Source organism: Moraxella equi (assembly GCF_002027555.1).
GTDB classification, from domain to species: Bacteria; Pseudomonadota; Gammaproteobacteria; order Pseudomonadales; family Moraxellaceae; genus Moraxella; species Moraxella equi.
Map to the genome: position 1 here is coordinate 1 of NZ_MXAP01000113.1, position 15,103 is coordinate 15,103.

The 15,103-nt window shown below is 45.9% G+C and carries 10 protein-coding genes; 5 read left to right on the plus strand and 5 right to left on the minus strand.

Going from position 1 to position 15,103, the window contains the following annotated elements:
* Positions 1 to 144 precede the first annotated feature (144 nt).
* The 4 genes from B5J93_RS10500 to B5J93_RS10515 all read left to right on the plus strand — a co-directional run bounded on the left by B5J93_RS10500 (position 145) and on the right by B5J93_RS10515 (position 3,468).
* A complete protein-coding gene (locus tag B5J93_RS10500) occupies positions 145 to 1,305 on the plus strand; it encodes an MFS transporter (protein ID WP_079326361.1) in 1,161 nt (386 codons plus the stop codon).
* Between the two features lie 188 nt (positions 1,306 to 1,493).
* Positions 1,494 to 2,279 carry a hypothetical protein gene (locus B5J93_RS10505; protein ID WP_079326327.1) on the plus strand — a complete coding sequence of 262 codons (786 nt, stop codon included), beginning with the start codon at positions 1,494 to 1,496 and terminating at the stop codon, positions 2,277 to 2,279.
* Entirely contained in the window at positions 2,279 to 2,731 is a 453-nt protein-coding gene (locus B5J93_RS10510; protein WP_079326328.1) for an ATP-binding protein, read from the plus strand. The genes B5J93_RS10505 and B5J93_RS10510 overlap by 1 nt, the downstream gene beginning before the upstream one ends.
* Positions 2,713 to 3,468: a tRNA(His) guanylyltransferase Thg1 family protein gene (locus B5J93_RS10515; RefSeq protein ID WP_079326329.1), complete on the plus strand. Its 756-nt coding sequence runs from the start codon at positions 2,713 to 2,715 to the stop codon at positions 3,466 to 3,468. The genes B5J93_RS10510 and B5J93_RS10515 overlap by 19 nt, the downstream gene beginning before the upstream one ends.
* 210 nt (positions 3,469 to 3,678) lie before the next feature.
* On the opposite strand, the gene B5J93_RS10520 is transcribed toward B5J93_RS10515, so the two are convergent.
* Together B5J93_RS10520 and prfB are read right to left on the minus strand one after the other, a co-directional pair.
* The gene (locus B5J93_RS10520; RefSeq protein ID WP_079326330.1) at positions 3,679 to 5,205 is read right to left on the minus strand and encodes an acetyl-CoA hydrolase/transferase family protein; all 1,527 of its coding nucleotides are present in this window, start codon (positions 5,203 to 5,205) and stop codon (positions 3,679 to 3,681) included.
* A 163-nt stretch (positions 5,206 to 5,368) separates the two neighbouring features.
* Positions 5,369 to 6,464, minus strand: a protein-coding gene (gene prfB, locus B5J93_RS10525) for a peptide chain release factor 2 (RefSeq protein ID WP_115236850.1) whose coding sequence is annotated in 2 segments (ribosomal slippage) — positions 5,369 to 6,391 and positions 6,393 to 6,464 — 1,095 coding nt in all. Because the reading frame shifts where the segments join, the coding sequence is not laid out codon by codon here.
* A 230-nt stretch (positions 6,465 to 6,694) separates the two neighbouring features.
* On the opposite strand from prfB, the gene gltS reads away from it, so the two are divergent.
* Entirely contained in the window at positions 6,695 to 7,957 is a 1,263-nt protein-coding gene (gltS, locus tag B5J93_RS10530; RefSeq protein ID WP_079326332.1) for a sodium/glutamate symporter, read from the plus strand.
* A 682-nt stretch (positions 7,958 to 8,639) separates the two neighbouring features.
* Here the strand turns inward: gltS and B5J93_RS10535 are convergent.
* The 3 genes from B5J93_RS10535 to mrcB form a co-directional block, all read right to left on the minus strand.
* Positions 8,640 to 10,232, minus strand: a complete 1,593-nt coding sequence (locus B5J93_RS10535; protein WP_079326333.1) for an inorganic phosphate transporter — start codon at positions 10,230 to 10,232, stop codon at positions 8,640 to 8,642.
* Positions 10,233 to 10,747: 515 nt separating this feature from the next.
* Positions 10,748 to 12,565: a Na/Pi cotransporter family protein gene (locus tag B5J93_RS10540; RefSeq protein ID WP_211278880.1), complete on the minus strand. Its 1,818-nt coding sequence runs from the start codon at positions 12,563 to 12,565 to the stop codon at positions 10,748 to 10,750.
* Positions 12,566 to 12,694: 129 nt separating this feature from the next.
* Positions 12,695 to 15,082, minus strand: coding sequence for a penicillin-binding protein 1B (gene mrcB / locus B5J93_RS10545; protein ID WP_228144928.1), 2,388 nt, complete (start codon positions 15,080 to 15,082; stop codon positions 12,695 to 12,697).
* Positions 15,083 to 15,103: the final 21 nt, after the last annotated feature.

Genomic DNA, 15,103 nt, shown 5'->3' on the forward strand with positions numbered 1-15,103 from the left:
GTTAGTTGAGAGTGGGGTATTAAGTGGTCGGATAGCCATTTTTCATGCAAAAATTGATTTAAAACGTTAAGCTTTCACCTTATTTTATAAAAATGTTATCAATGGTAGACACGCCCTATGTTACCTGCTATCTTTGATAATGTCATGACCGCCCACAATCCTACTTTCACCCAGAAATTTACCATTGCCATGATTGGCTTTTTTGCCTTTTTACAGGTCTATTCAGTGCAGGCGATTTTGCCGGTACTCATGCAGGACTTGCAGGCAAGCGAAGTGCAAGTGGGGCTAGCAGTCGGGGCAACAGTCATGGCAATTGCCCTGATGTCCCCCTTTATGGGCATGCTCTCGGACGCCTTTGGGCGACGGCGGTTTATCATCGGCTCGCTACTCATGCTCGCCATTCCTACTTTCATGGTCGGCATGGCAGGGTCGGTGGACGGACTGACTTTTTGGCGGTTTTTGCAGGGGCTTGCCGTCCCTGGTATCACGGTGGTACTCATTGCCTACATTGGCGAAGAGTACAGCGACAACATCGCTGGCATGATGAGCCTGTATGTGGCAGGCACGGTATTGGGCGGATTTAGCGGACGGTTCTTTGCGGGGCATTTGCACGAATGGATAGGCTGGCGGTGGGGCTATGGGGTCATGGCAGTGCTGACCTTGGTGGGGGCGGTGTGGGCACTAAAAAGCCTGCCCAAATCACAACATTTTAAAAAAAGCCAAAACTTCCAAGATGCCCTACGCCTGCTCCTATCCCACACCAAAAACCGCCATGTCATGAGTGCCTGCCTGCTCGGTGGCTGTGTACTGTTTAGCTTGGTGGGCTGTTTTACCTTTATCAACTTACACCTAGCCGATGCCCCTTATCGACTCTTGCCATCTCATCTGGCGAACATCTTTGCCCTGTATCTCATCGGCATGGTCATCACTCCTTTGTCCGCCAAAATCATCGCCCGCTTTGGCATGACAGGCACCATCATCTTTGCCGTCATCTGCTCCATCACAGGGCTATTTATCACGTTATCCACTCCCCTACCGCTCATCATCATCGGCTTGACCATCATGTCATCAGGGGTATTCATCACGCAGTCGGCGACCATCAGCTACATCGCAAGCCATGTCAAAGAAGGGCGTTCGCTGGCATCAGGACTATACTACATGGGCTACTATGGTGGGGGCAGTGTCGGGGCGTGGGTCTGTGCCATCGCCTATGCTCATGGTGGGTGGCTCTATGCCGTACTGACCATCTTTGGCGTGCAACTGCTGGCGTTAGGCGTGGTAATGGGGCTTATGAAAAAGGCGTGATGATAAAAGGTATTTTCAATGAACAGACCTTTTAAAATGACATATAAAAAAATTACATTTAATCAAAAATTAACCTACAGCACCAGATGGATTGTTATTTACCCGATTTGCACATAAATCTACCCATTTTTACCGAATTTTTGCTACAATAGTACAGCTTTTTATTTCCCTTTTATTTTTTAGCATTTATGAATAACACTTACGACAGTCGCACGCAGGCGGATTTTGCTGACGAACAAGCAGGATTTGAGCAAACAGGATTCGCCTTTGAAAACGAAAATTTATTTGACAACATCACCACCAGCATTCAAAATATCCTAACCAACATCAAACACAGCTACACTAATACCGCAAGCGATTTGGTTGATGAGATTTATGTAACAGGCAGTCAGGAGCAGATTAATGATGCCTTAAATCAATTTGTGGTACAAAATGTCGGCATGGTGCTAGATTTACACCTTGAACTTTTTGATGGCTTTTTAAGGCTCTACTGCACAGCAGATGTGCTAGACATGCACCTGTCGGTAGCTTGTAATTTTAAGCTCACCGAAGCCCGTCTTGACCGTCATGTTCAGCGTTTCGCCTTTGAACAAATCTCCAACACCGACATCATCACCCTGCACAGCAAATCATGGTGGAAGACCCCTGCCATCAAGTTTGCCGTGCCTGCCTATCGCACCCTACTTAGAAAAGACCCCCTGCCCTTTTTGTTGTCGCTGTCGCCCAAACTCAAAGGCAAGCCCTTTATCGAGTATAAAGGCAACGTCATCTACTTAGAAATCGGACGTTGGCTCCCCGAGAACATCAAAAATTACCTAAAAAAAGCTCAGGTCAATCACGGCGTGGTCAAAAAAGAACAGCTTATCTTAAAAGTACAGCCCAACTTTGGTGATATATTGAGCTTTGGCGACCCAAACAGCCCCATCATCACCGAAAAAGACAATCCTAACAAGGCGGGTGACAAAGAAGCCTAATGGAACTTATCATTTTTATCGGCTCGCAAGGGGCGGGCAAATCCACGTTTTATAAAGAGCGGTTTGTTGATACGCACATTCGGCTAAATGGCGATATGCTAAAAACTGCTCACCGTGAAAAACGGCTGTTTGGGGCGTGCCTAGACAGCAAAACCCCCACCGTGATAGACAAAACCAATCCGACCAGAGATGTCCGAGCGGATTATATCCGTTTGGCAAAGGCTCATCATTTTAAGGTCATCGCCTATTATTTTGATGTGCCGTTTGATGTGGCACTTGCCAATAATAACAGACGACACGGCAAAGCCAAAATCCCTGAAGTAGGACTAAAATCAGTTGCCAAAGTGCTTAGCCGACCTGATTTTGATGAAGGCTTTGATAAGATTTTTGTGGTAAAAAACACTGGTGGCGACTTTGAAGTACAGGAGTATGCATGCGATTTGACGAATTAGACACAAGATTACGTCAATACGAAACCTTACATGACAGCTTTGTCTTGCCAGATGTTCACATGGTCGTGCGACTAGACGGACGGGGCTTTACCAAAAAGGCAGACGATGTTTGGCAACTCAACCGCCCTTTTGATGACACTTTTCATCACGCCATGACCAAAACCACCGAACACCTGATGAATACTGGCTTTCGTGTGGTCTATGGCTACACCCAAAGCGATGAGATTTCTCTGCTGTTGCACATCAATGACGACAGTTTTAACCGCAAAACCCGCAAAATCATCTCGCTATTGGCAGGCGAAGCAAGTGGGGTATTTAGTCTTATCATGAACGCCCCAGCGAGTTTTGACGCTCGCATTTGTGAATTGCCAACTCAAAAGCTCGTGCAGGATTATTTTAGCTGGCGACAAGAAGACGCTCATAGAAACGACTTAAACACGCATTGTTATTGGCTACTTAGAAAACAAGGACAATCACCAAAAGCAAGTGCCGATTTTTTATTATACAAATCAGTAGGCGAAAAGCATGAACTGCTATTTCAAAACGGCATTAACTTTAATGACGTACCAAATTGGCAAAAGCGTGGCGTGGGGATATATTGGCAAGACATTCAAAAAGACGGCTTTAACCCCAAAACAGGCGAGCAGACAACCACCTTACGCAGAACCTTGGCTATTGATGATAATCTACCCATTTATGATGAGTATCGTGAAATGATTGGGGGTATGCTCGGTTAAATTTAACCTTTAAAATATGATGTTGTTCAATAAAAAATATCATCAAAATACACCAACTGGCGTAATACGCACCAATTTATCATTTCACCTAAAAGGTGCGTGGTACGCACCTTACAAAAAAACCATATCAAGGGCAAATGCAATTTGCCGTTATAAATCCGCCCAAAAAAACACCCAAGCGACAACTTGGGTGTTTTACCAAAGTGATGATTACTTGATACGCATATCGCCCGTTTCAACAAAACGTTGGTGCCATGATAGGGCTTCTAGCAATAGGTGTGGGGTGTGTACACCGCCTGATTTTTGGCTTGCCACGAATGCACGGTCATAATAATCACGGAGCATATCACGGTAATCAGGGTGCGAGCAGTTATCGATGATAAGTTTGGCACGCTCTTTTGGCGACTTACCACGCAAATCCGCCATGCCTTGCTCAGTTACGATAAACATCACGTCATGCTCGGTGTGGTCGTGGTGGCTTACCATTGGCACGATAGCCGAGATTGCCCCGCCTTTTGCGGTAGACGGGCTGACATAAATGCTAAAAAAGCCGTTACGAGTAAAGTCGCCAGAACCGCCAATGCCGTTCATCATGCGAGTACCCATGACGTGGGTTGAGTTTACGTTGCCATAAATATCCGCTTCAATCATGGAGTTCATGCCAATCACACCCAAACGGCGAATGACTTCTGGGTTGTTGCTGATTTCCATAGGACGAAGGATGATTTTGTCTTTTAAAAACTCAATGTTTTCGTTAAAGCGAGCCAGAGCATCTGGGCTAAATGACAAGGCAGTGGCGGACGCTGTTTTCATCTTTTTGGCAAGAATCAAATCAAGCATACCGTCTTGTAGCACTTCGGTATAACCTGTCAAATCATCAAATGGGGCATCAAGTAGTCCTGCCATAACCGCATTCGCTACGTTACCCACGCCTGATTGGAGTGGTAGTAGGCTCTTAGGTAAGCGACCTGCTTTGACTTCATGGTCAAGAAAATCAATGACTTGGGCGGCGATACGCTTAGAGATGTCATCGGGTTCTGCAAACTTAGAGTTACGGTCGCCTGCGTTGGTAAATACAATCGCTACGATTTTGTCAGGGTCAATGGCTAACCCTGCCGTGCCGATACGGTCAAACGCCCCTACCACAGGAATCGGTTTACGGTGCGGTGGCAGACCCACATCGCCATAGATGTCATGCATACCTTCCAAGCCTGCACTTAAGGCGGCGTTAATCTCAACGATGACTTTGTCGGCATTTTTGACCGCTTCTACGCCATGACCGATACCCATCGCAAAAATCAGCTCGCCATTTTCGGTAATGGCAGTCGCTTCAACGATAGCTACGTCAAATTTACCATAAAAGCCTTGACGCATTTGCTGTTCAACGTGCGATAGGTGCATGTCTTGATAAGCAATCTCGCCTGCGTTAATGCCGTTACGAAGGGTTGGGTCAGATTGAAAAGGCGAGCGAAAATGCAAGGCTTTGGCTTCGGCAAGCACGCCATCACACTCAGGGGCGGTGGACGCACCTGTTACCATGCCTACGCTAAATTTCTCGCCTTTGGCGTGAGCGTCTTTGGCTTTGTTGGCGATGGCGGTTGGCATCGCTTTTGGATAACCTGCCCCTGTAAAGCCTGTAACAGCAAGCATCATGCCATTTTGGATAAACTGCACTGCCTCATCAGCAGTCATCACTTTTTCACGCAAAGCAGCTTGGCGAACACGGTCAATTGACATAATCATTCCTTATTGAAATCATGGAAATTAAAAATACCCTTTAAACAGGTGTTAAGATTTTAACACCTGCAAACAATAAAATAAATAGTTTGTTACAATATTTAGCAGGATTTTTTGATAGGCAAAATCAATCATTACCATTTATCATAATTGATTTTAAAAATCACAATCCCGCCTTTAAACTTGCCACGATAAATTTATCCAAATCACCATTTAACACCGCTTGCGTGTTGGACGTCTCAACGCCCGTACGTAAATCCTTAATGCGCGAATCATCAAGCACATAGGAGCGGATTTGACTGCCCCAACCGATGTCAGATTTGCTGTCTTCTAGGGCTTGCTGTTTTTCCATGCGTTTTTGCATTTCAAGCTCGTAGAGTTTGGCGCGGAGCATTTTCATGGCGGTGTCTTTGTTGGCATGCTGTGAACGCTCGTTTTGGCACGCCACAACCACGCCTGTGGGCTGGTGCGTGATACGCACGGCAGAGTCGGTGGTATTGACGTGCTGACCGCCTGCCCCGCTTGAGCGATAGGTATCGATGCGCAGGTCGGCAGGATTGATGTCAATCTGTACATTATCATCAATCTCAGGGGAGACAAACACCGCCGAAAATGACGTATGGCGACCGTTGTTGCTGTCAAATGGCGATTTACGCACCAAACGATGAACGCCAATCTCGGTGCGAAGCCAACCAAAAGCATAATCGCCCTTGACCGCAATGGTTGCCGATTTGATGCCTGCCACACCACCTTCGGAGACTTCTAAAACTTCCGCCTTAAAGCCATGCGACTCACACCAACGCAGATACATACGCAGGAGCATCTCCGACCAGTCTTGGGCTTCTGTCCCGCCAGAGCCTGCCTGTATGTCCAGATAGCAGTTATTGGCGTCCATCTCGCCGCTAAACATCCGTTTAAATTCTAAGTCTTCCACGCTTTTTAGGGCATCATCAAGCTCGGCTTGCACGTCTGCCAGTAGACTCTCATCGTCCGCTTCTACGGCAAGCTCCAACATGGCGGCAGCGTCATCTAGCTTAGCGGTCAAGCCGTCCACCACGCCCACGATACCATCTAGGACGGATTTTTCTTTGCTGATTTTGGTGGCAAGCTCAGGGTCGTTCCAGATGTCGGGGTTTTCTAGTTCTAGATTGACTTCTTCTAGGCGTTCTTTTTTGCTTTCGACGTCAAAGATACCCCCAAAGCTCTTTGCCACGAGCGTGTAGGTCTTTGATTTGTTCTTGATATGGGGCGATTTCCATGATGATTACCTTGCAATGGATTTAAAAATAAGCGTATTATAACAAATTTTCTCTACAAATGTGAAAAAACAAACACGAACCAAAACACATGATTTGCTTTATTGTAACTTTTTGTTTATAATACACCATTTTCAACTGATTTTTGTAAGTCATTGAAAATTATATCTTTAAAAAAATTAACAATCAATTAAGCTCTTTATAGGGCATATTATTTTAAATAAGGAGTTTACATGGAACTCACCGAAATCACACTAAACGGCTACTATACGCTGATTTTGGCGACCATTGTCCTACTTGTGGGACAATTTTTGGTTAAAAAGATTAAATTTTTAGAAGATTTTAACATCCCTGAGCCTGTGGCAGGTGGCTTACTTGCAGCTGCCATCATTTATTTTTTAAACTTCCAATACGGTTACGTCTTTAACATTCATAAAGAATTACAAACCGCCTGTATGCTCATGTTTTTCTCATCCATCGGCTTGTCGGCAGATTTTCGCCGTCTAAAAGCAGGTGGGCTACCACTGGTTATTTTAACGGTCGTGGTCGGTTTTTTCCTGCTTGTACAAAACGGGGTGGGCGTGGCACTGGCATCTATGCTTGGACTTGACCCTATCATGGGTCTGGTGGCAGGTTCTATCAGCTTGATTGGCGGTCATGGCACGGCAGGTGCGTGGGGGGCAACCCTTGAAAACGACTATGGCGTAACAGGGGCAACCACCATGGGTATTGCGGCAGCAACTTATGGCTTGGTGGCAGGCGGTCTTATCGGTGGTCCTGTGGCAAAACGCCTTATCAAAAACATGGGCATGCAAGCCGTCAATACCGCACCAAACAACGCCAATCTTGATAAAACAGACGGTAGCAATGACGCCAACAACACCGTGTTTGAAAAAGCCGACAGCGTTCGCTTGATTACTGCCGTGTCTGCAGTGGAAACTTTGGCTTTGTTTGCGGTGTGTTTGGTGGCTGCTGACTATATGAGCGGTGTTGCCAAAGATATCGAGTGGTTGGCTCAGCTTAAAGTTCCGACCTTTGTGTGGGCGTTGGCTACAGGCGTGATTTTGCGTAACGTTTTGACCAGTCTTTTTAATTTTGATATGTTTGACCGTGCCATTGATGTGTTTGGTAATGCATCTTTGAGCCTATTTTTGGCAATGGCACTCATGTCATTAAAGCTGTGGGAACTTGCCGACTTAGCAGGTCCTTTGGTTATCATCCTAGTTGTACAGACCATTGTGATGATTTTGTTTGCCTATTTTGTGACGTTTAGAGTCATGGGCAAAAACTACGATTCGGCAGTACTGGCGGCAGGTCATTGTGGTTTTGGTATGGGTGCAACCCCCACCGCCGTGGCAAACATGCAAGCGGTTACTGACCGTTATGGTGCATCTCACAAGGCGTTTTTGATTATCCCGATGGTGGGGGCATTCTTTGTGGACTTGATGAACCTTGTGGCACTACAAGGGTTCTTGATGTTGCCATTTATGAAATAAACCCTATAAATAAAAAGGCGTATCGTTGGGTACGCCTTTTTTGTTGGTAAATTCAAACCTAACAACCCCCACTTTATCAAAGATTATCTCCAACCATGGCTGTTAGTCATGTTGGAATTGTTGGTTTTGTAGGGCATGTTGAACATTGATACACCCAAGAAACTTTAAAATTACTACAAATACAATGATGTGTGGACGTAGGGGCGTGCTGAGCACGCCTTGTATAGTAATATCATCAAAGGGTGTGCTCAGCACACACCCCTATAAACCCGTAGTAAATATCAAGTTGGTTGAGTGTAATAGTTTTATGAAATAAGATAAAAACTTAACGTTTTGGTAGTGGCCTAAAAAGTATGCTGAACTAATTTTTCCGTTCATCCTAAGCTTGTCTGCGAGTCGGAAAACCGTCGTGGGTGGATATAGCTCATCACGAACAGTTTTCTTTGTAGCATAATTTTTTAACTAGAACCAACTTTTAAAGTTTTAGACCGTATTTACAATCATCCAAGACAATAGTCATGGATTTTGAATTTTACCCACAAAAAAGAGCGATAAACACGCCCTTCTTTATGTTTTTAATAGACCTCTTGCGAAATTAAAATTTTATTGAGCTTGTCAAAATTCCAAATCCAATAAGATCAAGGTTTGCAAGCCAAAATTTTGAATTTCTCAAGAATTCTAATCATGAACCAAATATCGCCGACAATGCCAAAAACGCCATGGCACTAATCGTCCCTGCTGCAGGAAGTGTGATGACCCACGCAAGTCCGATGGGTTTCATGAGTTTCCAGTTGGTGTTTTTGTTCACAAGTCCAATACCCAGCACCGCCCCGACAAGAATATGCGTACTAGACACAGGAATACCAAGGCTTGACGCTCCCATGACAACCGCCGCCGCTGCAAGCTCGGCAGAAAAACCTGACGCTGGGTGCATTTCGGTTAAGTTCGTACCGATGGTCTGAATAACTTCTTTACCAATAAACCAAAGCCCCACGATAAGCGACACACCAAAGGTAACAAGCACAGGGGCAGGCACGGTCGCTTTGGCAGCAATGGCGTTTTCACGGATAACATCCATAATCGCCACAAAAGGCCCGACAGCGTTGGCGATGTCGTTCGAGCCATGGCTAAACGCAAACGCACAAGCGGTAAACACCTGCATCCAGCTAAACATGATAAAGGTCGCCTTACCCAAATCCTCTTTGTGCTTGCCACGAATGGTCTTGGTATAGATAAAGGCGGTGAGCCAAACCATCGCCCCAATCATGCCCATCACAAGAGCGGAATGCAAGGTAGATAAGTTTAGCCCTGTGTTTTTTAAACCCTTAAACACCACCATCGCTGTCATCACGACCGCACCCAAAGCAGCGATAAGTGGCACCCATGTTTTTAAAGCTTTTAAGGTGTCTAGGTTTTCACGCTTATGTTCTATGACATACAGCTCTTTATAGTAATCCGTTTCTAGCTCATCAGCACTATCCACTTCTTTATAAACTTCTTGGTCACGGAGCAAGGCTGTGGTATAGTCCAGTTTATTTTCTTCTGGTAGGTTTTCAAAATGTTCTTTTTGGCGAACTTTCAGGGCTTTTTTCTCCGCTTTTAGTTCTTTGACCTTAATTTCCATCTGGTCGTTATACGCCAAAATGTTCTTTTTGACCAGTCCATAAATCAAGTAAGACAACGCCCCACCAAGCACAGGCGACAAAACCCAAGAGATGGCAATCTCACCAATCTTTGACCATTTGACAGTAGATAAGGCAAGTTCTGACCCACCCAAATTCACACCAAGTACAATGCTTGACCCCACGATACCACCAATGATGGCGTGTGTGGTAGAAACTGGCAAACCTCTTTTGGTGGCGAACAGTAGCCAAAATGCCGCCGCGATGAGTGCTGAGAGCATAAGATAAATAAACTGGTTAGGCGACACCCCCAAATCCGAGATATCCACAATACCACTACGGATTGTATCGGTAACGGCAGCTCCAGCAAGCACCGCTCCCGACACCTCAAAAATTGCCGCAACCGCCAAGGCTTGGGTAACGGTAAGCGTCCCTGCTCCGACTGACGTACCAAAGGAGTTAGCAACATCGTTACCACCGATGTTAAACGCCATAAAAATCCCAAAAAATGATGCCACCAAGAACAGTACGACTTGCTGATGATTGGTATAATCAAGTCCCCACATCACAAAATAAATGCTCATGCCCGCAAGAAGCAACGCAAAAAAAACATTAGCAGCAAAAGGAGTATTCTGCTTTGTTGAAGTTACCATAAAATCCGCCGAGGGTTGGTTAAATTAAAAGAATATGACAATAAAAAAAGCTCTACCCATTTAACTCCTTAAATGGGCAACGCCACTACTATTTAATCCAAATCGTCATGGATAGGGCGTGCCTGCCTTTTGTATTTGCCATGAAAAATGAGAAGAATCGCCCGTTTTTCAAGGAAAAAGTGAAGTTTGATGGTCGTTCTATCAAACAAGCTTTTATTATAAAAAAACCCGACCACTTGATTTTAAAAATTAAGTTAAAATCTTAAAAATTTACACAGTTATACACAGTTAAGTAGTTCGACAGCCATTTTCATGCAAAAACAGGTAGTTTATTTCTACAATATTTCTAAATTTTAATTGTGTTATAAAGGACAGGTACGCCCTAACATGCGTTGTATCCAAAAATCGTTGCATTATAAAAGTCAAATATGACAGTTATATGACAATTTTAACACATTTCATAAGTTTTGGGAAAATGTATCAAAATGTTATGATTGTTTTGCTTTTTAACAGCATTAGCGTGCCTGACAACAAAACATCTCGCCTGCCCCCATCAGAAGTTCTAGCACGCCATCTTCAATGCGTTTGACATAGCTAATATCATTCATGAGCGATGACGCCTGTTCACCATCAAGCACGCCATCTCTAAGGCAAGCAAATACCTGCCCCCGCATGTCATCAAGCCCATCAGCATGACGGATAAGCATATCTATGTGCATGACCCACTTTTGTGAACCTAACTTCATCTCACCAGCTTTGGCAAGAGCTTGTAGCGAGACAAACAAATGCTCTCTAAGATAGCGGTATTCTTTGCCAATATCATTGATGTCGCCATCTTTTTTGTCATTATTTACATCAACCGCCAAAAACTTTGCCATGTTCTTTTGTAAATGCTTGGCATCTTTTACCATGCCCAGCAAGGTAAACGCCACTAGATGAATGGCGGTCAGCTCATCTTGGCGAGTGTCGGTCTCATCCACGTCCATTTTGCTGACAAAGTCCAAAATCTCACCATACAAAGGCTTAATCTGCCATTCATACAAAGTCTGTACATTTGGCTCAAAAGGCGGTGTGGGAGCGGTTGGCGACTCGTCTTTTTTGTAAATATCATCGCTTGGCACAAAGACAGCGTGCGACATCACTTCCATGCTAAGGCTTGCCAAATGGCGAATCTCTTGGGACACCGCTCGCAGGGCAATGTCTGCCGACATCAAGGCATTGGGGTCAAGATGGCGTGGCATGACTGCCTGTGAACCATCGGGCAGAAGTTTGGTGTTGGCTTTGTCGGGCAGGATTTTGGTTAAGACATTGGCAAGATTGCCCTGCCACCGCCAAAATACCGCAATGCCAAACACGTTAAAGAGCGTATGAAATAGAGCAAGCTGTATCAAAGGTGGAAAATTGGCAAGCTTGGCAATGGCATCCACCATCGTGGTCATCGGCATCCACAGCACAAAGGTCAAAATGGCTGTTACCCCATTAAAAATCAGGTGTGCCAACGCAAGGCGTTGCCCTGCTCGCTCGCTACTTATCATACCCATGATGGCGGTCGTGGCGGATGAGCCTAAGTTTGAACCAACCGCAATGGCAAAGGCTTGGGGAATGGTAATTTGCGTACTGGCAAGGGCAGTCAAGGTCAAAATCAGCGTGGCATGGGACGACTGCAACACGCAAGTCAATAAAAATCCAATCCCTGCAAAGGTCAGCACTTCTAAGGTCGGGCTAAAATTCAAAGACGCAAAATCAAGCTGTCCGCCAAACGCCCCAAAGCCTGATTTGATGGCATCAATGCCCATAAAAATAAGTGCCACCCCCACCAATATCCGCCCTACCGCCTTGGGCTGACCGCCAAAAAACCCAAGCAAAATCCCAAAGACAAGCATAGGAATGGCAACGGGAGATAAGCTCACGCTCTGCCCTGCCAAAGCAAGTAGCCAAATGCCTGTGGTTGCCCCAAGGTTTGTACCAAAAATAATGGCAATACCGCCAGCAAGCGTAATCATGCCCGTCCCCAAAAAGGCGATGGTCAAAAGCGATACAAGCGTACTGGATTGCAAAATAAAGGTCGAACCCACCCCAAACAAAAAGCCCTTGGCAGGTGTGGCGGTGCTTTTGGTCATGAGTTTTTCAAGCGTTCCGCCTGCCGTGCTGTGTAAGCCCTCCTCTATGCACTGCATACCAAACAAAAACAACGCAAGTCCATAGCACAGATGTAGCCAAGCCGAGCTGTACCAAAAGGACAAGCCAAGCCCCACGGCAAAGACGACAAGCATGAGATGGTGTAGGCAGTTTTTGCGTTTCATGATGGACACTTCATGATTAGTATGTGGCATGAACAAAAACCACGACAATCCTATTTTACAGTTTTGTCATGGCTTTGTTACGGTTTTGTCACTATTTTGTCATAAATCAATGATAGCAGTATTGATTTGATTTTGCAAATGGCTTTTAATGGCTATACATCAAAAGCTCTCTTCTACTTCGCCATAGACCACCTCTTCTTCCACGACATCATCAGCCACCTCGCCATAGACCACCTCGCCATCGTCAATGACTTCATCAGCTGTCCCGCTTGGTTCATCATGATAATACTCTTCACTCAGGCAAGACGTGCTTTGTTTGGGGGCGTGTTCTGCCAATACTGGCACATACATGGCATGCTCGCAGGCTTCATCGGAGAGCAGTCCTGTCTCGCCATCGAGCCACAGCCACGCCACTTTATCACTCTCACCAAGACGCACAGGGGCTAGGTTAAGCCGTCTCATATAATCCGCCCAAATTGGCAACGCTCCCGACCCCCCTGTCAGTCCAATGGGTTTATTGTCATCACGTCCAACCCACACCACCGAGACGTAGTTACCACTAAACCCTGCAAACCACGCATCACGGGCGTCATTGGTCGTGCCTGTTTTGCCAGCGAGTTTATAAGTATTGCCAATGTTACCCATGCCTTTGGCAGTGCCATCTTTGACCACTTGTTGTAGACCGAAGTTTGTTACCGTCATGACCTCAGGCGGTATGCGTGCCGTCGATTTGATATTGTCATCTGTTCGCTGAATCACTTTGCCCGTCTCGCTGATGACCTGACGAATGCTATGAATGGGGGTGTGATAGCCACCACTGGCAAAGACTTGATACACCCCAAGCATGTCCATGGGCGACAAATCAACCGCCCCGAGCATGACCGATGGGTAGTGAGGGACTTCACTCGCCACTCCCAACTGACGTAGCTGTTTGGCGAACACATCTACCCCAAAATCCATGCCAACATTGACCGCTGACTGGTTGTAAGAATTGGCAAGGGCGGTGAGCATAGGGACATCGCCATAGCTTCTGCCAGCATAGTTTTTGGGTGTCCATGATTTTCCACCAGCAGGATAGGCGATGGGTTCATCTTTGACAGGGGTTGCCCAGTGGTATTTGCCTGACTGGATGGCGGTCATGTAGATAACAGGCTTTAACAATGAGCCGACCTGTCGTTTTGAATCAATGGCACGGTTAAACCCCGTAAAGTCACTGGCACTGCCCACGATGGCAACGAGCTCGCCCGTGGCAGGGTCAGCACTGACCAATGCCCCTTGTAGCTTCTTGTTTTTATTGCCTTTTTTATTTAAATGTTCACTAATGGCTTTATCTGCCAACATTTGGGCAATCGGGTCTAGCGTGGAGATGATTTTTAGCCCTGCCCCACGCAAATCGCTGTCTTTATAATACTGTCTTAGCTCACGGCTGACCGCATCAAAAAAATCAGGGAATTTGGGCTTGGCGATGGCAGGGGTTTTGACCACGCCCAGTGGTCGCTCGGTTGCTTCGTTATATTCATCTTGGCTGATTTTACCCATGATTAGCATGTTATGTAGCACGGTATTACGGCGTTCGGTCGCCCGCTCGGGGTGCTTTCTGGGGTTATAATAGCTTGACCCTTTGGCAACCCCAACCAGCAAGGCATACTGGTCAAGACTTAGCTCTGATATGGGCTTGTCAAAATAAAAATGCGATGCAATGCCAAAGCCATTGACCGAACGATTGCCATTTTGTCCCAGATTAATCTCATTTAAATACGCCAGCAAAATCGCATCTTTACTATAATGACGCTCTAACAGCAGAGCCATCAAGGCTTCATTTGCCTTGCGTTTTAGGGTGCGTTCGGAGTTTAGGTAGAAGTTTTTGATGAGCTGTTGGGTAATGGTTGAACCGCCTTGACGTTCGCCCCCTGTGATGTTGGAGAGCAACGCTCGGCTCGTGCCACGCAGTGAGATGCCATAATGTTCATAAAAACCACGGTCTTCGGTCGCAATGAGTGCATCCACCAACTGCCTCGGCATGGTATCTTTGGTCAGCAAAATGCGGTCTTCGTTATTCTCAGGATAGATACCGCCAATGTTAATCGGCTCTAAACGCACCACCCCATCTGTATTAGGATTGGTGCTTTGGATTTTGGCGACTTTGCCAGCGTTAAAGGTGATTTTTAGCACCTGTGCTGGGTCTATCTCGCCATCGCCATAATCAAACCCCCGTGTATGCACCGTGTAGGTATTGCCCGATTTCTCATAACGCCCCGTCTGATTGACATCGCCTTGGCTATATCCTAGCATGTCAAGCCACGCCTTAAAATTGGCATCAGAGACCACCACGCCCCGCTCCAAATCTAGGGGGCGAGAATAGACCGTGGCAGGAATGTCCCAACGGCGATTTTCAAATTTACTGACAATCTCGCTGTTTAATTTATAGGCATACATCGCCAAAAACACGAGTCCTGCGATGATGATAACCAACAGCAAAAACCCAACAAGCATCAGCCCCTGTTCTGATTTTGGTGAGCGGTTGGGGATTTTTTTATGATTTAGCATGATAATCATTGTTAAAATGTG

Excerpts from the sequence above, each read along its gene's own strand:
- B5J93_RS10500 (WP_079326361.1), top strand. The coding sequence starts at position 145 with ATGACCGCCCACAATCCTACTTTCACCCAGAAATTTACCATTGCCATG.
- B5J93_RS10505 (WP_079326327.1), top strand. The coding sequence starts at position 1,494 with ATGAATAACACTTACGACAGTCGCACGCAGGCGGATTTTGCTGACGAA.
- B5J93_RS10510 (WP_079326328.1), top strand. The coding sequence starts at position 2,279 with ATGGAACTTATCATTTTTATCGGCTCGCAAGGGGCGGGCAAATCCACG.
- B5J93_RS10515 (WP_079326329.1), top strand. The coding sequence starts at position 2,713 with ATGCGATTTGACGAATTAGACACAAGATTACGTCAATACGAAACCTTA.
- B5J93_RS10520 (WP_079326330.1), bottom strand. The coding sequence starts at position 5,205 with ATGTCAATTGACCGTGTTCGCCAAGCTGCTTTGCGTGAAAAAGTGATG.
- gltS (WP_079326332.1), top strand. The coding sequence starts at position 6,695 with ATGGAACTCACCGAAATCACACTAAACGGCTACTATACGCTGATTTTG.
- B5J93_RS10535 (WP_079326333.1), bottom strand. The coding sequence starts at position 10,232 with ATGGTAACTTCAACAAAGCAGAATACTCCTTTTGCTGCTAATGTTTTT.
- B5J93_RS10540 (WP_211278880.1), bottom strand. The coding sequence starts at position 12,565 with ATGCCACATACTAATCATGAAGTGTCCATCATGAAACGCAAAAACTGC.
- mrcB (WP_228144928.1), bottom strand. The coding sequence starts at position 15,082 with ATGCTAAATCATAAAAAAATCCCCAACCGCTCACCAAAATCAGAACAG.